25 protein-coding genes and 1 tRNA gene are annotated in these 23446 nt (G+C 58.0%); 6 read left to right on the plus strand and 20 right to left on the minus strand.

From position 1 onward, the window contains the following. Nucleotides 1-133: 133 nt before the first annotated feature. The 3 genes from AC3IUA_RS22275 to AC3IUA_RS22285 all read right to left on the minus strand — a co-directional run bounded on the left by AC3IUA_RS22275 (nt 134) and on the right by AC3IUA_RS22285 (nt 1224). Nucleotides 134-370 (minus strand): hypothetical protein, encoded by a 237-nt coding sequence (locus AC3IUA_RS22275; RefSeq protein WP_489357055.1) that lies wholly within the window; start codon nt 368-370, stop codon nt 134-136. Nucleotides 371-442: 72 nt separating this feature from the next. Then, the gene (locus AC3IUA_RS22280) at nt 443-745 is read right to left on the minus strand and encodes a hypothetical protein (RefSeq protein WP_150805412.1); all 303 of its coding nucleotides are present in this window, start codon (nt 743-745) and stop codon (nt 443-445) included. Between the two features lie 107 nt (nt 746-852). Continuing rightward, a complete protein-coding gene (locus tag AC3IUA_RS22285; RefSeq protein ID WP_489357056.1) occupies nt 853-1224 on the minus strand; it encodes a cupin domain-containing protein in 372 nt (123 codons plus the stop codon). 273 nt (nt 1225-1497) lie between these two features. On the opposite strand from AC3IUA_RS22285, the gene AC3IUA_RS22290 reads away from it, so the two are divergent. Next, nucleotides 1498-1857 carry a hypothetical protein gene (locus tag AC3IUA_RS22290; protein WP_489357057.1) on the plus strand — a complete coding sequence of 120 codons (360 nt, stop codon included), beginning with the start codon at nt 1498-1500 and terminating at the stop codon, nt 1855-1857. Nucleotides 1858-2434: 577 nt separating this feature from the next. On the opposite strand, the gene AC3IUA_RS22295 is transcribed toward AC3IUA_RS22290, so the two are convergent. Continuing rightward, nucleotides 2435-2524 (minus strand) — tRNA-Ser (locus AC3IUA_RS22295). A gap of 318 nt (nt 2525-2842) precedes the next feature. On the opposite strand from AC3IUA_RS22295, the gene AC3IUA_RS22300 reads away from it, so the two are divergent. From AC3IUA_RS22300 to AC3IUA_RS22310, 3 genes are all read left to right on the plus strand, one after another. Then, on the plus strand, nt 2843-3532 hold the full coding sequence (locus AC3IUA_RS22300) for a crotonase/enoyl-CoA hydratase family protein (protein ID WP_489357058.1): 690 nt from the start codon (nt 2843-2845) through the stop codon (nt 3530-3532). Between the two features lie 205 nt (nt 3533-3737). Then, on the plus strand, nt 3738-4460 hold the full coding sequence (locus AC3IUA_RS22305; protein WP_489357059.1) for a lysophospholipid acyltransferase family protein: 723 nt from the start codon (nt 3738-3740) through the stop codon (nt 4458-4460). Between the two features lie 133 nt (nt 4461-4593). Continuing rightward, on the plus strand, nt 4594-5565 hold the full coding sequence (locus AC3IUA_RS22310) for a magnesium and cobalt transport protein CorA (protein WP_489357060.1): 972 nt from the start codon (nt 4594-4596) through the stop codon (nt 5563-5565). Nucleotides 5566-5791: 226 nt separating this feature from the next. Here AC3IUA_RS22310 and AC3IUA_RS22315 read toward each other — a convergent pair whose 3' ends face one another. The 3 genes from AC3IUA_RS22315 to AC3IUA_RS22325 form a co-directional block, all read right to left on the minus strand. Beyond that, entirely contained in the window at nt 5792-6526 is a 735-nt protein-coding gene (locus tag AC3IUA_RS22315) for an amidotransferase (RefSeq protein WP_489357061.1), read from the minus strand. A 93-nt stretch (nt 6527-6619) separates the two neighbouring features. Continuing rightward, nucleotides 6620-8764, minus strand: coding sequence for a 3-hydroxyacyl-CoA dehydrogenase NAD-binding domain-containing protein (locus AC3IUA_RS22320; protein WP_489357062.1), 2145 nt, complete (start codon nt 8762-8764; stop codon nt 6620-6622). A gap of 25 nt (nt 8765-8789) precedes the next feature. Continuing rightward, nucleotides 8790-9995: an acetyl-CoA C-acetyltransferase gene (locus tag AC3IUA_RS22325; RefSeq protein ID WP_489357063.1), complete on the minus strand. Its 1206-nt coding sequence runs from the start codon at nt 9993-9995 to the stop codon at nt 8790-8792. 663 nt (nt 9996-10658) lie between these two features. Here AC3IUA_RS22325 and AC3IUA_RS22330 point away from each other — a divergent pair. Next, nucleotides 10659-11465: a c-type cytochrome gene (locus AC3IUA_RS22330; RefSeq protein WP_489357064.1), complete on the plus strand. Its 807-nt coding sequence runs from the start codon at nt 10659-10661 to the stop codon at nt 11463-11465. Nucleotides 11466-11516: 51 nt separating this feature from the next. On the opposite strand, the gene AC3IUA_RS22335 is transcribed toward AC3IUA_RS22330, so the two are convergent. The 5 genes from AC3IUA_RS22335 to AC3IUA_RS22355 all read right to left on the minus strand — a co-directional run bounded on the left by AC3IUA_RS22335 (nt 11517) and on the right by AC3IUA_RS22355 (nt 15831). Next, a complete protein-coding gene (locus AC3IUA_RS22335) occupies nt 11517-12320 on the minus strand; it encodes a transglutaminase family protein (RefSeq protein WP_489357065.1) in 804 nt (267 codons plus the stop codon). Further along, nucleotides 12317-13267 carry an alpha-E domain-containing protein gene (locus AC3IUA_RS22340; RefSeq protein ID WP_489357066.1) on the minus strand — a complete coding sequence of 317 codons (951 nt, stop codon included), beginning with the start codon at nt 13265-13267 and terminating at the stop codon, nt 12317-12319. Before AC3IUA_RS22340 ends, AC3IUA_RS22335 begins: the two co-directional genes overlap by 4 nt. 12 nt (nt 13268-13279) lie before the next feature. Then, entirely contained in the window at nt 13280-14689 is a 1410-nt protein-coding gene (locus tag AC3IUA_RS22345; RefSeq protein WP_489357067.1) for a circularly permuted type 2 ATP-grasp protein, read from the minus strand. Between the two features lie 346 nt (nt 14690-15035). Beyond that, nucleotides 15036-15377, minus strand: a complete 342-nt coding sequence (locus AC3IUA_RS22350; RefSeq protein WP_019689386.1) for a ribonuclease E inhibitor RraB — start codon at nt 15375-15377, stop codon at nt 15036-15038. 217 nt (nt 15378-15594) lie between these two features. Continuing rightward, the gene (locus AC3IUA_RS22355; protein WP_489357068.1) at nt 15595-15831 is read right to left on the minus strand and encodes a hypothetical protein; all 237 of its coding nucleotides are present in this window, start codon (nt 15829-15831) and stop codon (nt 15595-15597) included. A gap of 794 nt (nt 15832-16625) precedes the next feature. On the opposite strand from AC3IUA_RS22355, the gene AC3IUA_RS22360 reads away from it, so the two are divergent. After that, entirely contained in the window at nt 16626-16916 is a 291-nt protein-coding gene (locus AC3IUA_RS22360) for a hypothetical protein (RefSeq protein WP_489357069.1), read from the plus strand. Between the two features lie 68 nt (nt 16917-16984). On the opposite strand, the gene AC3IUA_RS22365 is transcribed toward AC3IUA_RS22360, so the two are convergent. The 8 genes from AC3IUA_RS22365 to AC3IUA_RS22400 form a co-directional block, all read right to left on the minus strand. Further along, a complete protein-coding gene (locus tag AC3IUA_RS22365) occupies nt 16985-17590 on the minus strand; it encodes an START domain-containing protein (RefSeq protein ID WP_489357070.1) in 606 nt (201 codons plus the stop codon). A gap of 41 nt (nt 17591-17631) precedes the next feature. Further along, nucleotides 17632-17886, minus strand: coding sequence for a YkgJ family cysteine cluster protein (locus AC3IUA_RS22370; protein WP_489357071.1), 255 nt, complete (start codon nt 17884-17886; stop codon nt 17632-17634). Between the two features lie 166 nt (nt 17887-18052). After that, nucleotides 18053-18553 (minus strand): translation initiation factor 2, encoded by a 501-nt coding sequence (locus tag AC3IUA_RS22375; protein WP_489357072.1) that lies wholly within the window; start codon nt 18551-18553, stop codon nt 18053-18055. A 102-nt stretch (nt 18554-18655) separates the two neighbouring features. After that, a complete protein-coding gene (locus AC3IUA_RS22380; protein ID WP_150645079.1) occupies nt 18656-20095 on the minus strand; it encodes an aminotransferase-like domain-containing protein in 1440 nt (479 codons plus the stop codon). 335 nt (nt 20096-20430) lie between these two features. Then, nucleotides 20431-21246 carry an OmpA family protein gene (locus AC3IUA_RS22385; protein WP_489357073.1) on the minus strand — a complete coding sequence of 272 codons (816 nt, stop codon included), beginning with the start codon at nt 21244-21246 and terminating at the stop codon, nt 20431-20433. Then, a complete protein-coding gene (locus AC3IUA_RS22390; protein WP_489357074.1) occupies nt 21243-21599 on the minus strand; it encodes a DUF4398 domain-containing protein in 357 nt (118 codons plus the stop codon). The genes AC3IUA_RS22385 and AC3IUA_RS22390 overlap by 4 nt, the downstream gene beginning before the upstream one ends. A 9-nt stretch (nt 21600-21608) precedes the next feature. After that, a complete protein-coding gene (locus tag AC3IUA_RS22395) occupies nt 21609-22433 on the minus strand; it encodes a substrate-binding periplasmic protein (protein ID WP_489357075.1) in 825 nt (274 codons plus the stop codon). A gap of 80 nt (nt 22434-22513) precedes the next feature. Next, nucleotides 22514-23443: an electron transfer flavoprotein subunit alpha/FixB family protein gene (locus tag AC3IUA_RS22400; RefSeq protein WP_489357076.1), complete on the minus strand. Its 930-nt coding sequence runs from the start codon at nt 23441-23443 to the stop codon at nt 22514-22516. Nucleotides 23444-23446 lie beyond the last annotated feature (3 nt).

A 23446-nucleotide genomic window follows, 5' to 3' on the forward strand; every position in this document is an offset into this window, starting at 1 on the left:
GAACGGGCTTAATGGATTTGCTTTTTAACGGATGGTTTGAGCCTACGCAGCCGCTTGTGAATAATTCGTGAAAGGAATGTCGCGCAGATGAAAAAACCGCAGGCGCACAGATGGATCGGAACACATCTGACCGCTACAGCGTTCTTTGACCATTCCCTATGCTTCTGGCAATGCCTATCGCCAAATCCATGGCAGCCTCCATGTCCAGATTATGCAGCTCCGGGGCGTAGTCCTCGACGATGGCCTTTCCGTTCGGCGCATAAACATTCACCAGCAGCAGCAGGGAACCATCTTTCAATATCTGCGCTTTCACTTCGATCCTGCAACCATTGGAGAGCGTTTCCCGGTGATCCACATGGCGTTCAGTCATTACCGCAGCCCTCTGAAGTTCAAGTCTCGGCAAGGCACACCCAGTCCCTCTCGCTACTCGAGTGCACGTTCGTTAAAAGTCCGGTAGATCCTTGATGGATCTACCCGAGCCCCCATGCTCTTCAACTTCGACGGTCACGTGGCCATCCGGGAGCGCCTTGAGAACCAGCCGACCGCCATGGACCTGCTGGCCCTCGGCAATAAAGAGCGTATCGATGATGTCGCCGTCATCAATGGAAGCCACCACTACCGAAACTGGCACAACCTCTTCGCTGCCACTCTGGTGAGGTTCATCTCCGCTATAGGGAGCCCACTTGAGGTATTCGACAATCCCGGCCTCATTCCTGCGAACGCTAGTCACTACATATAGAGACATGGGCCCACCTTGAAAGCTTGCGCTTTCATCGACTGATCAATGACTCCAACCTACCCCCATTACGCACCACCAGCCATAGCGTAACGACGAGTTGCGCCCTCAGCATTTCAAGCCTTTCGGGCATAGTTACTGGCTCCAAACCAGTCGACCACCACCACTGCCTCGTCACCGACCACCCAGGCATCGTGGCCTGCCGGCAGTGAGGTGATGTCACCCGGCCCGGCGATGATTTCAGTGCCGTCATCCATCAGAATCGCCAGCCTGCCGGCGACGTGATACTGGAAGTGTGGCGCCTGACAAGTAGGTGTCTGGGCCAGCGGCTGAATGTCATTGGTCCAGCGCCACCCGGGTTTAAAGGTGAAACGCCCAACCTCTGAATGACCAATTCTCAGGATTTCAGCCTTCCCGTTAGAAAATTCACGCGTTTCGTCGGGTTCCGAGAAGGACTTATGCTCGATCACTTGCTCGTAAGTAGACATGAGACAGCCCTCGAATGAGTGGCTTAAAAGTCTGTAGCAACGCAAATGGCATCAGGCTGCCAGCAGACCATCGGCATCGCACTCCATTGATGCATCTAATAATTCTAGTCCCTTAATGGTGGAAACCCGAGGATTGGCAACTGAGCGCACAAAGAGCGCGATCCCCTAAAAAAGCACCTGGGGTGGCGTTGCATTTCATCGCCGCAATATTGACGTCCGCTCACAGTGAGCGCGCAATGATTGTTCACCGATTGCCACCAAGGGAAGATCAAAATGGCAAACATCACTGTCTTGGCGGGGGACTTTCTGCAGGGTGACGGGGAATATCAAAATGGCGTTTTCACCCTCAGGACATCTCTCAATCGATGGCCCGGCATTACCCTCCCCCTGACAGCGTTTAAAACGCTGGAAGTCGCCAATGAGGAATCCATAAACAACGTCAAGGACGCCATAGGTTTCGGCATAGCCGGTGCCATGTTGCTCGGCCCCATAGGGGCAATCGCCGGATTCATGCTGGCGGGCAAGGAAACCGAAGTGACTTTTATCGGGACACTCAAGGATGGCAGAAAGCTGCTGGCTGCCGTTGACAGCGCGACCTATGAAGAGATTTCCCGGCGAGTGCACCATAAGTAACGCTCAAGTACGCCGCACCACCCTGGTGGTGCGCCGTACATCGCGCCTGTAGTATTGAACGATCTTGCTCCTGGCAGTCCTGAATCCCTCTTTTTTGGGAGGCTCTTGTCATGTTCTCGTCACACCGGACTGGCACATTGAAGTCAGTCACAGGGAGGTGACCACTCATTACCTGAAGCCCGCCATGTGCGGGCTTTTTGTTTTCATTTTTAGGTGATCGTTCGGCGAGTGAACCCCAGCTCAACAGCCGCCGCCGATAATGAGAGATTGTTACTCAGCATCCAGCGTTTGAAATCACGGGTCGGCATAACCGCTCCAGATTGCTCCAGAGTCATGCGATGTAAAGGGCATGTTTGCCGGCAACTGGTTGCACAGCAGAAATGCGAAGCTTGCTGGTCATTAGTCAGTACCTCCGGTTTTGCTCACTCCATACACGCCAGAGATCTACTTCCGGTTTCGTTCGCTATGGAGGGAAGCCAGGGAAATTTTTTCCCTGGCACAACTGACTTTTTAAAGACGCAAAAACCACAAAACCCCTGGCTTCTTTCGAAACCAGGGGTTTTGTGTACATCGAATATGGCGGTGAAGGAGAGATTCGAACTCTCGATACAATTTCTTGTATACACACTTTCCAGGCGTGCTCCTTAAGCCACTCGGACACTTCACCGTATCTCGTCAAACATGTTCTGTCTGTCGAGGCGCGCTAATGTAGTCGAAAGCTTTTCCAATGGCAAATATTTTTTTCAGAATTTTCATGTGCTTAAGAGATTTATGTCGGTGGAGGTGGTTGGCCGCTGTGTCGGGCCATGGCAAACCCGCCAATCTCTGGCCTTGCCTGTGCGTCATATAGAGGGCAACGCGGCGCCAGCATGGCCGGCTACGCTTGTCGGGCGGGAAAAGGCTGACTCGTCAGTCAGTCACGGCGCTTTACCTGGCCTGTGGCGGTGGGTAACGTCTGCCTCACTTCATTACAAGGAATAGCGTCATGAGCGAGTTGATTTCTTACCACCTCGAAGACGGTATCGCGACCCTGACCTTGAGCAACGGCAAGGTCAATGCCATTTCCCCTGACGTGATTGCTGCTTTCAATGCTGCGCTGGATCAGGCGGTGACGGATCGCGCGGTGGTGATCATTACCGGTCAGCCGGGGATTCTGTCGGGCGGCTACGATTTGAAGGTGATGACCTCCGGCCCCAAGGAAGCGGTCAGCCTGGTGACCTCGGGATCGACCCTGGCCCGTCGCCTGTTGTCGCACCCGTTCCCGGTCGTCGTGGCTTGCCCTGGGCATGCGGTGGCAAAAGGTGCATTCCTGCTGTTGTCGGCGGATTACCGGATCGGCGTCGAAGGCCCGTTCAGTATCGGCCTGAACGAAGTGCAGATTGGCATGACCATGCACCACGCCGGTATCGAGTTGGCCCGTGATCGTCTGCGCAAGTCGGCGTTCCATCGTTCGGTGATCAACGCCGAGATGTTTGACCCGCAAGGTGCGGTGGATGCCGGATTCCTCGATAAGGTGGTTGCTCCCGAGGAGCTGCAAGGCGCTGCATTGGCTGCCGCGCGTCAGTTGAAGAAGATCAACATGACCGCCCACAAGAACACCAAGCTGAAAGTACGCAAGGCACTGCTGGAGACCCTGGACAACGCGATCATCCAGGACCAGGAGCATTTGGTTTAACAGCCCATACCGGGAAAAGCCCGACCATCGAGTCGGGCTTTTTCTTGAATGTTCTTTGAGAACCCTTACGGCCGCTCTGGATCGCATTGACACAGACCGGAAACATGCGCTCAAACATCGGCCATCTCCCGCGTTTATACAGGCAATTGCCGAAAACAATGCACATCCGTACACTGCGCCACCTTTTGTCCCGGCGGGCCTGTAAATGCTTTATCTGTTTCGCATGTTGTTGATGGGCTTGCACTTCATGGCAGCGGGTGTGCTGGGAGTAATGCTCGGACTGTGCCGACCGTTCAACCCGGACAACAGCCGTTTATGCGCTCGCCTCTACGCCTGGCCGGCGATGTGTATCTTGCGCCTGCGGGTGAAAGCCGAGGTCGGGCCGTTGATGGACAAAGCTCCAGGCTGCGTGATCATTGCCAACCACCAGTCCAACTACGATTTGTTCGTGCTGGGCAATGTGGTGCCGCGGCGCACGGTGTGCATCGGCAAGAAGAGCCTGAAATGGGTGCCGTTGTTCGGACAATTGTTCTGGCTCGCGGGCAACGTGTTGATCGACCGCGGCAACGCGCACAAGGCGCGCCAGGCGATGCTGACCACTACCCACACTTTGCGACACAAGGACACCTCGATCTGGGTCTTCCCGGAAGGCACGCGCAACCTCGGCGAAGAGTTGCTGCCGTTCAAGAAAGGCGCATTCCAGATGGCGATTGCCGCGGGTGTGCCGATTGTTCCGGTGTGCGTCAGCAGCTACATCAAGCAAATGCGCCTGAACCGTTGGCGCAGTGGCAGGATCCTGATCCGCTCGCTGCCGGCGATTCCCACCGCCGGATTGAGCCTGGACGATATGCCGATGCTGATCGCCCAGTGCCGCGAGCAGATGCGCGAGTGCATAGAATCGATGGATCGGCAGCTGCAACCGGCCTGAACCCAGCCCGCCTCGCGCGGGCATTTTTTTGTCGGTGAACTGCACCGATGTTGCTGACTCTGATCAGACAGAGCAGGCTAAGCATGCACCATGCCTGTCACTGCCATTGGCCACGAAGAAGCGAACAAGAATTATGGGTAGAGTCGTTGCTGCTGCGGTTTACAGCGCCGGTAAGAAAGTTACCAATATCACCCTCGATGAAGGCAGCGCCTGGGCGGCGAAGCCTGGGCATTTCGTCTGGATCGGTCTGGAAGAACCCAATGCCCAGGAGCTGACCAACCTGCAAAAACAGTTCAACCTGCATGAACTGGCCATCGAAGATGCCCTGGAAAAACACAGCCGCCCGAAACTGGAAACCTTCGGCGATGCGTTGTTCATCGTCACCTATTCACCGGTGCGCACGGCGGGCAGGCTGGAGTTCATCGAAACCCATATCTTTGCTGGCAATGGCTATATCATCACTGCCCGAAACGGTAAATCAAAGTCTTACGCCCATGTCCGACAGCGTTGTGAGGCGCGGCCGCTGTTGCTCGAGCACGGGGAAGATTTCGTACTCTATGCCCTGCTCGACTTCGTCATCGAAAACTATCAGCCGGTGGGCGAAGCGATCCATAACGAGATCGATGAGCTGGAGCGCAACGTGATGTGTAGCTCACTGAATGAGCGCGACATCCAGAAACTCCATAGCCTGCGTCGCGATGTGCTGCGTTTGCGTCGGTATGCGGCGCCGATGGTGGAGATCGGTGAGGAATTGCAGAAGCTGAGCTTTCCGTTCATTGACAAGAACATGCGGCCGTATTTCCGCGATGTGCAGATTCATGTCACCCGGCAGATGGAAGACCTGGCGACCCTGGCGGACATTGCCAGCCAGACCATTGAAGTCGGGGTGTTGCTGGAAGCTTCGCGGCAAAGTGTGGTGCAGCGCAAGTTCGCGGCCTGGGCGGCAATTCTGGCGTTCCCGACGGCAGTGGCGGGGATCTACGGGATGAACTTCCAGAACATGCCCGAGCTGGGCTGGCATTACGGTTACTTCGGGGTGCTGGGGTTTATTACGGTGGGGTGTGTCGGGTTGTGGGCCAGCTTCAAGCGGTCGGGGTGGTTGTAGGTTGCGGACTGTGTTTTCTGCAGATTAAACCGGTTGAGCCCATCGCGAGCAGGCTCGTTCCCACAGGGGAATTGCGGACACCCACGATATTGCAGGTGCATGCGGTCGGCGTAGGCGCTGGCGGAGCCTGCGATCTTTTCGGCGGACAGCACAATCGCCAAGATCAAAAGATCGCAGCCTGCGGCAGCTCCTACGGGGGCGGTGTTCCGACGATGCTTTTAGCGATTTAAACCGGCTCAGCGTCGGGCTTGTGCGCCACAAAGCGCATCATCCATTCCGCCACGGTGGCGCCATGGTGGTCGCGGTCGAGGCTGGCCACGCCTTTCTGGTAGATCTGTTCGCCAAGGGCCTGTTGACGAAGCTCCAGCAGCGCTCGCGAATAGTCATGGATGAACTCCGGGTGGCCCTGGAAGCACAGCACCTGGTCGTTGATGTGGTACGCGGCGAACGGGCAGAAGTCGCTGGAAGCGATCACCGTGGCATTTTCCGGCAAGGCGGTGACCTGGTCCTGGTGACTGATCAACAAGGTCAGCTCTTCGACCACCGGGCTCATCCACGGTGCTTTGGCGGCAGTGGCCATTGTGTAGTTGTGAGTCCCGACACCCCAACCTTGTGGCGCGCGCTCGCTCTTGCCGCCCAGCAGCAACGCCAGCAGTTGATGGCCAAAGCAGATGCCCAGCAGTTTGTCGCCGCGCTCGTAGCGCTCCAACAGGTAAGTCTTGAGGGTTTCAATCCACGGATCGGTGCCGAAGGAATCAGCTTTGCTACCGGTGACCAGATAGGCGTCGAAACTCAGCTCATCGCTGGGGTACTCGCCCTGCATCACGTTGTAGACGGTGAACTCGGCAGCAATCGGCTGCTGCGAGAACAGACGCTGGAACATCTGCCCGTAACCCTGATATTGATCGACCAGTTCTGGACGCAGGATATCGGTTTCCAGAATGCAGATGCGTAACGACATAAAAATTACCTGACACGATTAAGGCGATAGTGCACACCTCAGAGCCTGCCTTGAAATACCGGTTCAAGGCAAGCTCCGAACACCTTGAAAAGGTCAGAACAGCTTATCCTGGGCAGCCTTCTCCAACAGCAGCGCCGGTGGCGCAAAGCGTTCGCCATATTGCTCGGCCAGGTACTGGGCGCGGGCAATGAAGTCCTTCAAGCCATACTGGTTGATGAACTGCAGCGCGCCACCGGTCCAGGCCGCGAAGCCAATGCCGAAAATCGAGCCGATGTTGGCATCGGCCGTCGACTGCAGCACGCCCTCCTCCACACAGCGCACGGTTTCGATGGCCTGCACGAACAGCAGCCGGTCACGCACGTCCTGGGGCGAAATCTGCCCGTCGGCTGTTTCGAAGCGCTTTTTCAACTCCGGCCATAGGTGCTTTTGCCCACCGGCCGGATAGTCGTAGAACCCGCCACCGGCCGCCTTGCCAGGGCGTTTGTATTCATTGAGCAGCACATCGATCACCGCAAAGGCCGGATGCAGCGGCAGCGTTTTACCTTCGGCTTGCAGGTCCTTGGCGGTTTGCTGACGGATATGGCTCATCAGGCTCAGGGACACTTCGTCGGAAATCGCCAGCGGGCCAATAGGCATCCCGGCTTTGCGCGCTTCAGTTTCGATCATCGGTGCTGAAATGCCTTCGCCAAGCATGGCGATGCCTTCGTTGGTGAAGGTGCCGAACACCCGCGAAGTAAAAAAACCTCGGCTGTCGTTGACCACAATCGGGATTTTGCGGATTTGCAGGACGAAATCGAAACCGCGCGCCAGGGTTTCATCGCTGGTGCGAGCGCCCTTGATGATTTCCACCAGGGGCATTTTTTCCACCGGGCTGAAGAAGTGCAGACCAATGAATTTTTCCGGCTGCGGCACCGCAGTGGCCAGGCCGCTGATCGGCAGGGTCGAGGTGTTGGAGGCGATCACTGCCTCGCTGCCGACCACCTTTTGCGCGGCGCTGGTGACTCTGGCCTTGAGTTCACGATCCTCGAACACTGCTTCGATGATCAGGTCGCAACCGACCAGGTCGGCATCCTGCTCGGTGGTGCTGATTCGTGCGAGGGTGGCGTCGCGCTGCTCGGCGGTCAGTTGCCCGCGGGCGACTTTCTTGTCGAGCAAGGCTGCCGAATGCGCCTTGCCCTTTTCGGCGGCGGCGAGGTTGATGTCCTTGAGCACCACCTCGATCCCCGCCAGCGCACTGACATAGGCAATCCCGGCCCCCATCATGCCCGCGCCGAGCACCCCGACCTTACGTGTCACGCAGGGTGTAAAACCTTGCGGTCGTGAGCTGCCGGCATTGATTTCATTGAGCTGGAACCAAAAGGTGCCGATCATGTTCTTCGCCACCTGGCCGGTGGTCAGTTCCGTGAAGTAGCGGGTTTCAATCAACTGTGCGGTAGCGAAATCAACCTGGGCGCCCTCCACTGCCGCGCAGAGGATTTTCTCCGGCGCGGGCAGGCAACCATTGGTTTTTGCGCGCAGGATCGACGGTAAAATGGCCAGCACCTGCGCCACTTTCGGATGTGACGGGGCACCTCCTGGAATCTGATAGCCGCTCATGTCCCAAGGCTGTTTGACTGCCGGGTTGGCGACGATCCACGACCGAGCCTTGACCAGCAGCTCATCCGGGTCAGCCGCCAACTCATCGATCAAACCGGTTTGCAGCGCTTGCTGCGGGGTGACTTTCTTGCCTTCGAGCAGGTACGGCAGGGCTTTTTCCAACCCGAGCATGCGGACCATGCGCACCACCCCGCCGCCGCCCGGCAGCAGGCCGAGGGTGACTTCCGGCAAGCCGATCTGCAGCGATTTGTTGTCCAGCGCGATCCGGTGATGACAGGCCAGGCAAATCTCCCAACCGCCGCCCAGCGCCGCTCCGTTGATCGCGGCGACCACCGGCTTGCCCAGGGTCTCCAGCGTTCGCAGCTGGCCCTTGAGCGTCAGCACCATGTCGTAAAACGCCTTGGCCTGGGCTTTGCCGACGCTGATCAGCTCATTGAGGTCGCCGCCGGCAAAGAAGGTTTTCTTCGCCGAGGTAATGATGACCCCGGCGATCGACGCTTGCTCGGCAACCAGCCGGGCAACGCTGGCCGCCATGGCATCGCGGTAGACCGCGTTCATGGTATTGGCGCTCTGGCCGGGCATGTCGATGGTCAGGACAACGATCTGGTCCTGACCTTTTTCGTAACGGATGGCATCAGTCATGAAAGTGTTTCCTTGTAGTCAGGGCTCAAAGACGTTCGATGATGGTGGCAATACCCATGCCGCCGCCGACACAGAGGGTCGCCAGGCCGTAGCGCAGGCGTCGCGCTTCCAGCTCATCGAGCAAGGTCCCGAGGATCGCGCAGCCGGTAGCGCCCAGCGGGTGGCCCATGGCGATGGAGCCGCCATTGACGTTGACTTTGCCCGGATCGATAGCCATGTCCTTGATGAACTTCAGCACCACCGAAGCAAACGCTTCGTTGACCTCGAACAGGTCGATGTCTTCGACCCGCAGCCCGGCCTTGGCCAGGGCTTTACGGGTGGCCGGGGCAGGACCGGTGAGCATGATGGTCGGATCGGTGCTGGTGACCGCCGTGGCGACTATCCGCGCCCGCGCCTGCAGACCCAGCGCCCGGCCCTTGGCCTCGGAACCGACGAGCATCAAGGCTGCGCCGTCGACTATCCCCGAGCTGTTGCCCGGGGTGTGCACGTGGTTGATGCGCTCTACGTGGCTGTAGACCCGCAATGCCGTGGCGTCGAAGCCCATTTGCCCGATCATTTCAAAGCTCGGCTTGAGATTACCCAGGCCTTCAAGGGTGGAGCCCGCGCGAATGAATTCATCGTGATCGAGCAGCACGATGCCGTTCTGGTCCAGCACCGGCACCAACGATTTATTGAAAGAACCGTCCGCCCTCGCCCGTGCGGCCTTTTGCTGGGAGTGCAAGGCAAAACCATCGACCTCCTCGCGACTGAAGCCTTCCAGCGTGGCGATCAGGTCCGCGCTTATGCCTTGGGGGACGAAGTGGCTGTGCAAGTTGGTTTGCGGGTCGAGTGCCCACGGACCGCCGTCGCTGCCCATCGGCACCCGCGACATCGACTCGACGCCACCGACCACCACCAGGTCTTCGAACCCGGAGCGAACTTTCATGGCGCCCAGATTGACCGCTTCCAGGCCCGACGCGCAGAAGCGATTGATTTGCACACCGGCCACGCTGACGTCCCAATCGGCAACCAGCGCGGCAGTCTTGGCAATATCGGCGCCCTGGTCGCCGATCGGGGTCACGCAACCGAGCACGATGTCATCGACCTGGCTGGTATCGAGCGCCGTACGCTGTTGCAGAGCGCTCAGCAGCCCGGCCAGCAGATTGACCGGCTTGACGCTGTGCAAGGCACCATCGGGCTTGCCTTTGCCACGGGGAGTGCGTAACGCATCGAATATCAAAGCTTCAGTCATGACGTCCTCGAACCGCTGGGCAAGTGAGTAATACAGGCCTTCCACCTTAGGCTCGGCAGCAATGGATTCAATGACCGAAGCGCTCACTGGCCTTGACGGTCACGCTCAGACGAACGGTAGCGAGCTAATTGCTTGCACCGATAGAGCGACGGAACTGTCTAGCCAAAGGGCGGCCAAGAAGCTGGCAATAGGCCTCATAGCTTTTTGCACTACTTACTGGCCTTACTGATATGAAATGGATCTAAACCAACAGGGGCGCGGCCCCTAAGGTAAACCTGTACGAGGTTGTCGCCGGGTTTTGCCGGGGCCCTCGTCAGAAAGGAAGAACAGCGCTTTGCCGTCATGGAGAAATGCAGGCAAGCAATTTGACGTTCAACAAATAACAAAAAAGGCAGTCAGCCATGTTCAAACAATCGAAAGTACGTCAAGCCGGGCTCATTCTATTCGCCACCACGCTACTCCTGATTTTGCCAAACCTGACCAAAGTGATCGGCTAAAGGCGTGGCAGTTTCACAGCGCCGCATTCAAAGTGTGCCCCGGTTCACTACCGGGGCTGGCGCTTGTGTGCCAATCTTCGAGCAAGACTCGGCAGTTCGATGGCGCCCTGTCCGACTATGTCCCATAGTCTTGGGGCGATCTCACTGACGACATTACGGCGATCAATTGAAACCTTTTATTTTGTTCGGGACCTTGCTGCTCTGCTCGCCCCTGCATGCCGCGCAACTGGTCCTGGACCTGGGCGCTGGCAGCCGAACCTGGCAAACCGAGGAATTGCTCAGGCACCCTCAAGCTCAGGCGATCAGAATTACTGACGATGTGTCTTACAAGCGGGACATGAGTTATCGCGCCGTGCCGCTGTCGGCGTTGCTCACTGGCATCGCCGCCGATGACCACCTGCAAGCGGTGGCGCTCGACGGTTTTGCCGCCGAGCTGGCGGCTGGTCCGCTGCTGAATGACAGCGGCGCGCAAGCCTGGTTGGCGGTAGAAGATCCACAGCATCCCTGGCCGCCACTGGCGGCGGGCAAGCCGAGTGCCGGGCCGTTCTATCTGGTCTGGAGCGATCCCCAGGCCGGTCAGATCAGCCCGGAACAATGGCCATTCCAGGTCGCCAGTATCAAACGCCTGGCGCCGGTTACCGAGCGTTTCCCGGCCTTGCGCCCGGATCCGAAGCTGGCGGCAAATGACCCGGTGAACCAGGGTTTTGCGCTGTTCCAGAAGAACTGCCTGGCCTGCCATCGCCTGAATGGTGCGGGTGATGCGCAGATGGGGCCTGATCTGAATATCCCTTTCAGCCCTACCGAATACTTCGGTGCCGACTTCCTCAAGCGCTATATCCGCGACCCTCAGAGCCTGCGCCATTGGCCACAGGCGAAAATGCCCGGCTTCTCCGCAAGCGTGCTACCGGATGCGGAGCTGGAGTTGTTGGTAGGGTATTTGAAGCATATGGCGGGGCGAAAGCAGCAGCCTTGATGGTTTGACAATTTGTGTCTCGACCCATTCCCCGCGATGCGGTATCCCCGATTACTGCTGCTGCACCGAAAAAACCGGCGTCGGCGAGACGAAGACTTTGGCGTGCATCTGCTCGCAGCCACCGCCGCGGCGCATGCCGCGTACCGGGCAGGCATCCAGATAGTCGAGGCCGACCGCCAGTTTCAGGTGACGCTCGGGCCGGGCCAGTTGATTGGTCACATCGAAGCTGTACCAGGCGTCGTCCAGCCAGGCCTCGGCCCAGGCATGACTGGCCAGGTGTTCGCTGTTTTCGCTGAACAGATAACCCGAGACGTAACGCGCCGGAATGCCCAGGCTGCGGGCGCAGGCCAGAAATGCATGGGTATGGTCCTGGCAAACCCCGGCCCGCCCGGCGAAGGCTTCACCAGCACTGGTGTCAACTTCGGTGGCCCCCGGGGTGTAGGTCATGTGCTGGTTCAAACCGTGCATCAGATCGATCAACCCGGTGCGATCACGGCGCTTGAGGCATTGCCTGGCAGCAAAAGCACGCAAGGCTTCGTCTGCCTCGGTCAACCGGGTAAAACGCAGGAACGGCAGTGCCGACTGGCTCTCATGTTCGGCTTCGTGCTGTTCATCGATATCCACCTGCCCGCGGGCGCCGATGACAATCGCTTCATGGGGTTCATCCATGGTCAGCACGTGCAAGATATTGCCGAACGGATCCAGTTGCGCGCGCACCGGCCGCGGCAGGTCAAGCTGCCAGCTGAGTACGTGCTGACGCTCGCTGTCGTGGGGCGTCAGGCGTAAATACTGGATGCTCGCCCGCACCTGATCTTCGTAGTGATAGGTGGTTTCGTGGCTAATGGAAAGTCTCATGCAGCCTCCAGGTAGGAACTGTGAATGGCGTTGCCCAACTGGCGCACCAGCGGGATATATTCGGTCAGCCAGGCGTGCAAGCCTTCCTCGAGGATTTCGTTGATCCCGGTGTAGCGCAGACGCGCGTCTATCTCCGCGGCCAGGCGTTGCGCCGGGCGGCCGTTGGCGCCCGGCAGGCTGGCGAGGATCTGGTCGATCTCTTCAGTGCAGGCACGCAGGGAGCGCGGTACATCGGCGCGCAACAGCAACAGTTCGGCGACGTGTCGCGCTCCGGGAGCATCGCGGTAGATCTCGGTGTAGGCCTCGAACGAGGACAAAGCGCGCAGCAAGGCACTCCACTGGTAGTAGGCGTGGGCGGTGCCGTCGCTGACCGCTTCGGCCTGGTCACCGGCCATTTCGTAGCGGGCATCGAGCAGGCGCAGGGTGTTGTCGGCCCGTTCGATGAAGGTCCCTAGACGGATAAACCGAAACGCATCGTTGCGCATGATGGTGCCGTACGACGCGCCACGAAACAGGTGGGAACGCTCCTTGATCCACTCGCAGAAACGGCTCATGCCATAACGGCTGAGGCCTTGTTCGGCGATACCGCGAATCTCCAGCCAGGTGGCGTTGATGTTTTCCCACATGTCGGCGGTGATTCGCCCACGCACCGCATGGGCGCTGGCCCGGGCGGCACCGAGACAGCTGTAGATGCTCGCCGGGTTGGCCGCATCCAGGGCGAAGAAGTGCAGCAGCCGTTCGGCATGCAACGCACCGTGGCGCTCCAGATAGTCGTCCAGGGTGCCGGTGATCAACAGCGGCATCGCCAGTTCATGCAAACCGTCACCGCGGCCGTCCTGCGGCATCAATGACAGCGAATAACTGATGTCTAGCATCCGTGCGAGGTTTTCCGCCCGCTCCAGGTAACGCGACATCCAATACAAATCCGAGGCAGTTCTACTTAACATGGCAGGCTTCCTTCAATCCTCGACCACCCAGGTGTCCTTGGTTCCACCACCCTGGGACGAATTCACCACCAGGGATCCTTCTCGTAGAGCGACACGGGTCAGGCCGCCGGGTACGACCCGGGTTTCGCGACCAGACAGTACAAACGGGCGCAGGTCGATATGGCGCGGGGCAATACCGTTTTCGACAAAGGTCGGACACGTCGACAGGCACAGGGTCGGTTGGGCGATATAAGCGTGAGGCTTGGCTTTGATCCGCGCCCGGAAAGCTTCGATTTCCGCCGCCGTCGCCGCCGGCCCCACCAGCATTCCGTAACCACCGGAACCCTGGGTTTCCTTGACCACCAGATCCCCCAGGTTCGCCAGCACGTGGGACAGTTCCTCGGGCCTGCGGCACTGAAAGGTCGGCACGTTCTTGAGGATCGGCTCCTCGTCCAGATAGAAGCGGATCATGTCCGTGACGAACGGATAGACCGACTTGTCGTCCGCCACACCGGTACCGATGGCATTGGCCAACACCACATTGCCCGAACGATAGGACGACAGCAGGCCAGGCACGCCGAGCATCGAATCCGGATTGAACGCCAGCGGGTCAAGGAAGGCATCGTCGAGACGCCGATAGATCACATCGACTGCTTTCGGCCCGTCAGTGGTGCGCATGAATACCCGATCATCGCGGACAAACAGATCAGCTCCCTCGACCAGTTCGACGCCCATTTCCCGCGCCAGGAACGCGTGTTCGAAGAACGCGCTGTTGAAGCGCCCGGGCGTCAACACCACGACACTGGGATTATCCAGCGGGCTGGAGCTTTTCAGAGTATCGAGCAACAGATTGGGGTAATGATCGATCGGCGCGATGCGCTGGGCGGCGAACAATTCGGGGAACAACCGCATCATCATCTTGCGGTCTTCGAGCATGTAGCTGACGCCGCTGGGGGTACGCAGATTGTCTTCGAGCACGTAATAGGTGCCGTCGCCATCACGCACCAGATCGACGCCAGAGATGTGCGAATAGATATCGCGATGCAGATCCAGACCTTGCATGGCCAACTGGTACTGCTCGTTAGCCAGTACCTGCTCGGCCGGAATGATGCCGGCCTTGATGATGCGCTGCTCGTGATAGAGATCGGCGAGGAACATGTTCAACGCCTTGACCCGCTGGATGCAGCCGCGTTCGACGATCCGCCACTCACTGGCGGGGATGCTGCGGGGAATGGTGTCGAAGGGAATCAGGCGTTCTGTCCCCTGCTCATCACCATAGAGTGTGAAAGTAATCCCGGCGCGATGAAATAGCAGATCGGCCTCGCGTCGCCGTTGTGCCAATAGCTCGTCAGGCGTTTCGGCCAACCAACGGGCAAACTCCCGATAATGCGGGCGGACCTGGCCGCCGGCATCGTACATCTCATCAAAATAGGTGCGGATCATGCCGTACTCCTTGTCACCCGGACACCTAGGCTTCGCAAGCCCCGTGCCAGCGGCAGAAACGCTTTAAAATCAATCGGTTGGATAAACGCCCAAGAAACACCGCACCATTGCTGTGCAGCAAACGCCCCCACCCGACCGCCCCCCGCTTCATTGCGAAGCATAGCCAGAGTTGATTTCGTTGCACGGCAAAAAGATCGCAGCCTCGGCAGCCCACAATCTGGATCTGCACCCGGTCGGTGTAGGAGCTGCCGAAGGCTGCGATCTTTTGACTTTCTGTCCGCCACAAACGAAATCGGCCGACCCGAAGGTCAGCCGATATGCTGAGTGTTGATGCTGTTCATAGGTGCTATGCGAGTAACCCTCGTACCTCCTGCTTCACGCCCCAACCTTCGATAATCCCGCCCAGAGGCTCGACCACCGCCTCGAAATCCTGCTCGAAGTCACCGATGCCGCCGTAGGTGGCGTACATCACCTTGCTCAGCTCCAGATGCCAGGCGCCGTCATCACGCACGCTGACCTGAGCATTGAGTGACTCACCGCGAAAATGCCCTGCCGCCCTGCGTGCCCGTTCCTCGTCCGGGAAAATGGCGTAGAACTCGATGGGATGGAATCGTGAAAAGTCGAAACCGCCTTCTTTCATGCGGCGCAGTACGCTGCTGCTGATGTCTTCTTGATAGGCTGTGCTCATGAAAACGTCCTCCTAAAACCGAATGGATAGACTTTCCGTACTCCCCCCACGCTCGCAATCGAATGCTGAAAGCGCTACGGCACCAGGACTGCCGCGGGGAAACAAGCATGTAGCTGACAAGACCAGACCTTAGCGATTCATTCGCTGATCTCGATTGCAGAGTAGCGCGAAGCCAGTACCTGTGCCAGAGGGGCTGGACAAGGATAATGCGTGACGCTCATGGAGCCTGGGTGATGCTGAGGATTTCAATGCCGCACTGTTCCTTCAGGTTTTTGACCGTGGGGTCTTCGATGCGGCCTTCCAGATCATTGAGATCCAGCACGGCCGGGACCGGGAGAAGTTTTGCCCGAATCATTTGCGCAGCCTGCTCCATGCTGGGCTTTTGCTCGCAATCGAAATGTTCAACGGCTTGCACACCATGATCATCAACGAAGGTGACGTCCCACTTTTGCATCAGTGCCTCCTCGAAAACCCCACGAATGGGCTCACACCTATCTCGACCCCTGAGGCCGGGCAATCGTTCCCCTGAGTGCGAAGATTTACTGATAGTTCTGCAATAGGTTTACACCTGCTTCACCCTCACGCCCGATGCACCGCATTTAAGGACAGGAGGGTCACGTTGGTTTGTAGATCGCGATCTACTCTTGCTGCATGGTCTGTGCCAGATCTGTTGGTCGGTGTAGCAAGGCGTTCAGTTTTCAAGATTTCATTCATGTACTCTGCCTGTAGGAGCTGCCGCAGGCTGCGATCTTTTAGCGATCTCGATAACCCAAAATGCTGACGGATCAGTTTCCGACGTATCTCGGACAACACGAAACTTGACATCCATCAGTGCGCGCAGTTTCCGGCGGCCGCTGCAGCATTGGTGGTCGCGGATCAAGTCGAAACGAGTTGATATATAAAAAAGAGCAACAGTATTACGGAACTCAAGGTCGCTCGACAATTCTGTTTTGGCCATCAGCAGGGTCGGCAGAGATCTTGAAGAGCGGTTTTTTGTTGCAGTTACCCATTACCTTGCACAGGTACGGAAGACGCTGCGTAAATCGGTGTCGCTCTATAAAACCGATGCTCCAAGTCGTTGAAATATAAAACGCTCCAGGTGTTGAATCGGGTGATTCAGCGATGCATCCTATTACAACTTTAACACGCAGCAACCTCCTTACATAAGCTACTCTTCTACTCAGGGCAAAACGAACACAAAAAAAACAACCACTTTTTATTTACCAACAAACATCAAGGAAAGGAATAATGTTTGACACCGGAAAGGAATACGTCGCCACAGTATCAGGCGTGATAAAATATGGAGCTGTTCTAGTTACTTCTGCAGAAGGAGACAAGGGCGTATTAAGGTACGGAGAACTAAAGCGAAGCGGAGTTTTTCCAGAGCATGAAACCGAGGACACGCTTACCAAAGAACACATTCGCAACTACATAAAAGAGCTTGATATAATCAGAGTGAAAGTACTAAGAGCAAGTGCGCCTGGATGGCCAAATTTACCGTCTCCGGTGGCAGATTTAGAATTTTCAGGATGGTTCTAGTAGAAAATCAATATTCCATAACAGGGTTATTATCTATAACCCTGTTATTTTAGTAGCCCGATTACAGGCTACTTTTCAGCTCGTTCCTTGAGTGCTTTCAAGGTGTTGAACGGCGCATCGACCACAAATTTGTTGGCCAGCCACGACGGCACACTGCCACCTGGCTCGGTGTGGACCTGATAGGTCACTTCTACCTGATCAGCACCTTTTGGCACGAACTTCCAGAAACCTTGCACCTGAGCGACACGAACAAAGCCCTTCTCCTCAGGAACATAGGTCGGCACGCCTTCCAGTTTGCGGGTCAGGCTGCCATCGGCACCCTCAGTGGTCGTCACGTGCAGCACCGAATCGCGGGCAGTCACCGGCCAGGGAGTGCTGAACCGGGTGTAGGTCCAGGTTTGGTTGCCTTCGTGCTTGAGCAGCTTCTGTGACTTGCACTCATGGATCCAGGCGCAGGCACCGACAACGTCTTCCTGCAGGCCGCGTAGCTTGGCCATGGAGGTCTTCATGATCGTCACGCCGCGGTAGGCCTTGTATTCGGAGCCAGCCACTTCGCTCAAGGAGATCTTGATGCCGTCCGCCTCCTTGGCGGTTTTCCATTCCTCGGCCTCCGCCGTTGCAGCCAGCAAAACCGTCAAGCCATAGACCACAGCCATTCGATGCAGCGAACCCATTGTCTTTTTCCTTATTGTTGAAGTTCCGTTCATTGCCCCCCCTAAGCTGCCGTCATTTGCTCCCACCAGCCAATCAATTTGATGGCTTCTTCACGGCTGCTGCCGCAGACCTCGACATCCGCCTCAAACGCTCCGCAGACAGCCGGCCTTTCGGGCATCCCGAAAATTGCGCACAGGTGATCGACCGAAAGGTGCAGGCAACGTTCTCCCGCGGCTTTGCCATTGGGCATGCCAGGAATCGGAGAACTGATGGAAGGGGCAATGCAGCAGGCGCCACAGCCTTCACGGCATGTCATGACGACGGACTCCTCGCAATGGGCAAAGGGTTAATGAGGCAGGATAGAGTACCCGCTAAAACAGCTGTTTGAAATTACCGCGACCGTGGTTTTACCGCTCAAACAGCCATGACTGACCAGTCTCCGACAAATCGTCAAGGTCAGGGGTCACAGTCGGGGTTGGTATTTACCGTTTGAACTCGAACTCAAGCGCTGCACCCTCGACATCCCGGCGCTCTTCATTACGCAGCTGCAACCCCATTTCATTGTTGATCAAGCGGCCGTTCAGCTGGAACGGGCCGCTTTCCGCGGGTTTATTGCCAAACAGCTGCGGCAGCAAAGGCGCATGCTGGGTCTGTACGAGAGTGCCTGGGGGCTGCAACTGGCTGACCATTTCCGGCGGCAGGCTCAGGTCCACTCTGGTCGAGGGCAATGGGGTCTTCACCACTTCACTGGCAGGCTTTGACTTGGAGGCGATGGGCGTGCGCTTTTTGACAGGCGTTGGCTTTTTCGCAGTAACCGCCTTTTTTACGGGCGCGACTTTCTTTACTGCCGCAGGCTTCTGCGATTTCACTGCGGAAGTAGACGCAGCAGGCTTATCCGGGCTGGAAGCTGCCATCACTGCCCCACAGTTGAACGCGTTCAATAGACAGACTAAAAACCAGCCACCAACAAAAGTCGCTTTCATAGACACTACAGCCTTAACGGCAGGGGGCCGTATGCTCGCTTGTTGGACAGCTCATGACAAGCGTGCCGACCAGCCGATCATCCGACGGGGCCTGCGCCCCTTTCAAAAACCGCCCGCCGCCTCCTGACACAGTTGATTGGCGAGCATGCCCAGGGTCATCAACGTGCGCTCCGCTTCGCGATTCCAGGGGGTGCCGCAGTTCAATCGAATGCAGTGATTGAACTGCTCGGTATTACTGAAAATCAGCCCCGGCGCGATACTGATGCCCTGCTGCAAGGCACGCACATGCAGCTCCTGGGTGTTGACTCGCCCAGGCAGACTGACCCAGAGGATGAAGCCGCCCGTGGGCCGGGTCATTTGCGTTCCTTCCGGGAAATACTGCTGCACCGCCAGCTGAAAGGCGCTGAGGTTCTTGCGGTACTCCTGACGGATATAGCGCAGATGACGGTCATAACCGCCATTCTCCAGATAAGCCGCGATGCCCATCTGCGTGACGCTGCACGCCGAATGAGTGCTGAAGGTCTGCAGGCGCTGGATTTCCTGCTGGTACTTGCCGGCAATCATCCAGCCGATCCGCACACCGGGCGACAAGGTCTTGGAAAAGCTCGAACAGTAGATTACCCGGTCCAGCCGATCGTAGGCCTTCAATGCCTTGGTACGGCCCTGCTCGAACATCAGTTCGCCGTAGATATCGTCCTCGACGATCTGGATATCGAAATCCGAGGCCAGACGCAGCAACTGCTTTTGTCGCTCTTCGGGCATGGTGCCGCCCAACGGGTTGCTCAGACGCGTGGTCAATACCAGCGCCTTGATCGACCACTGGTTCGCCGCCAGCTGCAGGGCTTCGAGGCTCATGCCGGTGGCCGGGTCGCTGGGGATCTCGATGACTTTCAGGCCCAGCAGATCGGCCAGTTGCAGCAAGCCGTAATAGGTCGGTGATTCGGCCGCGATCAGATCGCCTGGACGGGTCAGCACCCGCAACGACATCTGCAGGGCATCGACACAACCGTGGGTGATCACCACTTCCGATGGATCGACCACCACACCGGCATCGCGCATGCGGATCGCCACTTGGCGGCGCAAGGGTTCAAAACCGGGGCTGAACATGTAACTGAAGGCCCGTGGGCTATGAAAGCGCGTGACCTTGGCCAATTGCTGATGCAGCGCGCGCACCGGCAGATAGTCGACGCTTGGCACGGCGGCTCCCAGCGGAAACACACCTTCGCGCCGCGACTCGACCAGTACTTGCTGAATGATGCTGCTGCGAGTGACCAGCCCGGGCCGCTCGACCCGGGCGATATCCGGGGTCGGCGCAGTCAGGGCCGGCGTCTGGTGCACGTAATAGCCGGACTGTGGCCGCGCGCGGATCAGTCCCTGATCCTCGAGATTGGCATAAGCCTGAAGCACCGTCGCATGGCTGACGTTGAGCTGCGAGCTCATCTTGCGCACCGAAGGCACGCGCTCACCCGGCTGGTACACACCACGACGGATATCCTCAGCCAACTGCTGAGCGATACGTTGATAGAGCAAGAGATTGGTCATGACGCAGCACTCGATTTCACGGGCATTTTATTTTTGTGTGGAACAATACCGGAACAGTTTAGAAGTGTACGGGGACAGTTGCCACAATAGTCGACCGTACAGTGCAGTGTCAGCAAAAACTGTACTGCTTTTATTGGCATGGCGCGAGGCAATTGGCAGGCATAAAAAAACCCGGCACCACATGAGGGCCGGGTTGCAGGAGCTACGTAGGGAGCTGTCGTAGGAGCTGCCGAGTGAAACGAGGCTGCGATCTTTCTTTCCAAGTCCACTTAAGTCGTCCCAAGCGAAAGATCAAAAGATCGCAGGCTTCGCCAGCTCCTACAGGATTTCTGGCGTCACCCGCGGGCAGCGCCGAGCTGGCCTTTTTCGTCGGAGAACACAATTTCCACCCGGCGGTTTTGTGCCCGTCCGCGTTCGGAAGCATTGACCTCGACCGGATACTCATCGCCGTAGCCTTCGACCTGGATTCGCTTGTCCTCGACCCCCAGATCCATCAGCACGTTGGCCACCGCTTGAGCGCGGTCGCGCGACAACTTGAGGTTCTCCTGCTTGCCGCCGGTGCTGTCGGTATAGCCTTCGATACGCACCACGCGCTTGGGATTGAGCTGGAGGAACTGGACGATTTTCAGCACGGTGCGGTTGGCCGAGCTTTTCAAGTCCGCCTCACCGGTATCGAACAACACATCGCCCAGGGTCATGACCAGACCGCGATCGGTCTGGGTCGTCGCCAGGCTGATGATCTGTTCTTCCAGCCATTTGCCCTGCTGCTGCACGCTGAGCAACTTGGCTTCACGCAAGGCCAATTGCAGGCGCTGACGCTCCAGCTCGAGCTTCGCAGCGCGCTCCTGATTGAGGATCTGTTCGCTGTGTTCGCGAGCGATTTCGCTGTAGCGCTGGCTCAGGTAGGCGTAATGCTTTACATCCGAGCCACTGCCCCAGTAACTGGTCAGGCGATCGGCGCGGGCCAGGGACTCACCGGCACGGATCACATCCTTGGGCGCGATGCGCAGCACGTTGGAGTCTTCCTTGACCTTCTGGAAGTCGGCGCTGGCTTGTTGCACAGCGTCCTCGCCTTGCTGACCGGCACAACCGTAAAGGCTCACGCAACCGGCCACCAGCAATCCACCGAGTACTCTGGTCTTCAGGCTCATTGGGCATCCCCCAGTTGCTTGCGCAGGCGAGTGATGCGGGTATTGAGCACGTTCAGTTGCTCCTGGCTTTTCAGGGTCAGGACCCGTGCCTCGGCCAGACGGGCATCCAGCTCGGCCTGTTCAGCCCGCATGCGTGCGTGCTTGAACGACAGGTCGGCCATGTCGCCCTGAGCCCGGGTGTATTTGCTTTCCGCGAGCTTCAACTCCGGCACGTCTTCAGCCGTTGCACCCACTGCCCTGGCTTGTTCCAGGGCTTGTTCGGTCAAACGCATTTGTTCATTCGGCGCCGGATCGGCTGCACAACCCGCCAGAGCCAGAACGGCCAGGGCAGCGAAAAGAGGTCGAATAGTCACTAGAAATCCCTACTGTTTTTGGGTGCTGACGGGTGTTTGCAACTGTGCTTTCCAACGCTCGAGATTGCGTTGCAGCACAGCTTCCGTCAGACCGGACGCGGGCAATTCTGTCATCTTTTTGGCCAACTGTCCGCGCAACCATGGGTCGTTGCAGGCGGAGTTATGGGAAACGGCAAGGAACAGCCCCGGTTTATCGATCGGTTGTGGATGGGCCAGCAGATCATTGGCCATGCCCAGGGTCTCGACCATGGTCATCCCCGCATAACGCCCCGCCAGTACGTACTCCACTTCGCCCAAGAGCAATTTCTGAAAGGCCTGCGTCAGGTTGGGCGTCGGCACGAGGCTCAATTGCTGCTCGGCAAAGGTTCTGAACGGCTGGCTCAAACGGGCTTTTTCCGACATCGCACCAGGATGGCCGTGCAGGTCCTGCGCCTGGTTATAGACCAGCGGCGAGTCCTTGCGAGTCCAGACCAGATAGTCGTTTTCCATCAGCGGCGGATGAATGTAGTCCAGCGCTTGCAGCTCACTCACCGCCAAGGGGGCATCGGCGAGGATGTCCATACGCCCGCTGCGCACTTCATCCAGGGCCTGCGAGCGCTTGCCGGCATACAGCAATTCGACCTTGAGCCCCAGCTCACCAGCGATCTGTTGCAACAGATCGGCGCTGGCACCGATCAAGTGTTTCGGGTCTTGCGGGTCGCGCCACAGATAAGGCGGTGCATCCGGGCTGCCGGTCACTACCAGGTGTTCGCACTTGCCCGCCGCGCCAGACAGCGAAGGCAACATCGACAGCCCCAGCAGCCAACACAAGCCGATCCAGCGACGCAGTTCCATGGCGAAATTCTCCCGTTCAAATCAAAAACAAAAAAAAGCCCGGCCAGAAGGCCGGGCTCTTTATAAGTCAAGCCGCTGGTTTAGACCAGCTTCTCAAACTCGGGTATGGCTTCGAACAAGTCCGCTACCAGGCCGTAATCGGCCACCTGGAAGATTGGCGCTTCTTCGTCCTTGTTGATCGCCACGATCACCTTGGAGTCTTTCATACCGGCCAGATGCTGGATCGCGCCGGAGATACCGACGGCGATGTACAGCTGTGGAGCGACGATCTTGCCGGTCTGGCCAACCTGCATGTCGTTCGGTACGAAACCTGCGTCGACTGCGGCGCGGGAAGCGCCGACCGCCGCGCCGAGCTTGTCGGCCAGGGCGTACAGGTGCTTGAAGTTGTCGCCGTTCTGCATGCCACGACCGCCGGAAACGACGATCTTGGCAGCGGTCAGTTCCGGACGATCGGACTTGGCCAGTTCTTCGCCAACGAAGCTGGAGGTACCAGCGTCATGGACGGCAGCAATGGCTTCGACAGCCGCCGAACCACCTTCAGCGGCTACCGGGTCGAAACCGGTGGCCCGCACGGTGATCACTTTCACGGCAGCCGAAGATTGCACGGTAGCGATAGCGTTACCGGCATAGATCGGACGCTTGAAGGTGTCAGCGCTTTCCACCGAGATGATCTCGGAGATCTGGTCAACGTCCAGCTGCGCTGCGACGCGCGGCAGGATGTTTTTGCCGTTGGAGGTAGCAGCAGCCAGGATGTGGCTGTAGCCAGCGCCCAACCCGGCAACCAATGGCGCCACGTTTTCCGGCAACTGGTGAGCATAGGCAGCGTTGTCGGCTACCAGCACTTTGGCCACGCCAGCGATTTTCGCAGCGGCTTCAGCCACGGCGCCAGCGCCAAGACCTGCAACCAGCACGTGAATGTCGCCACCGATCTTCGCGGCGGCAGCAACGGTGTTCAGCGTGGCCGGAGCCAGCACTTTGTTGTCGTGTTCTGCAATAACCAAGATAGTCATTTC

This window comes from Pseudomonas sp. KH_050 (assembly GCF_057838875.1).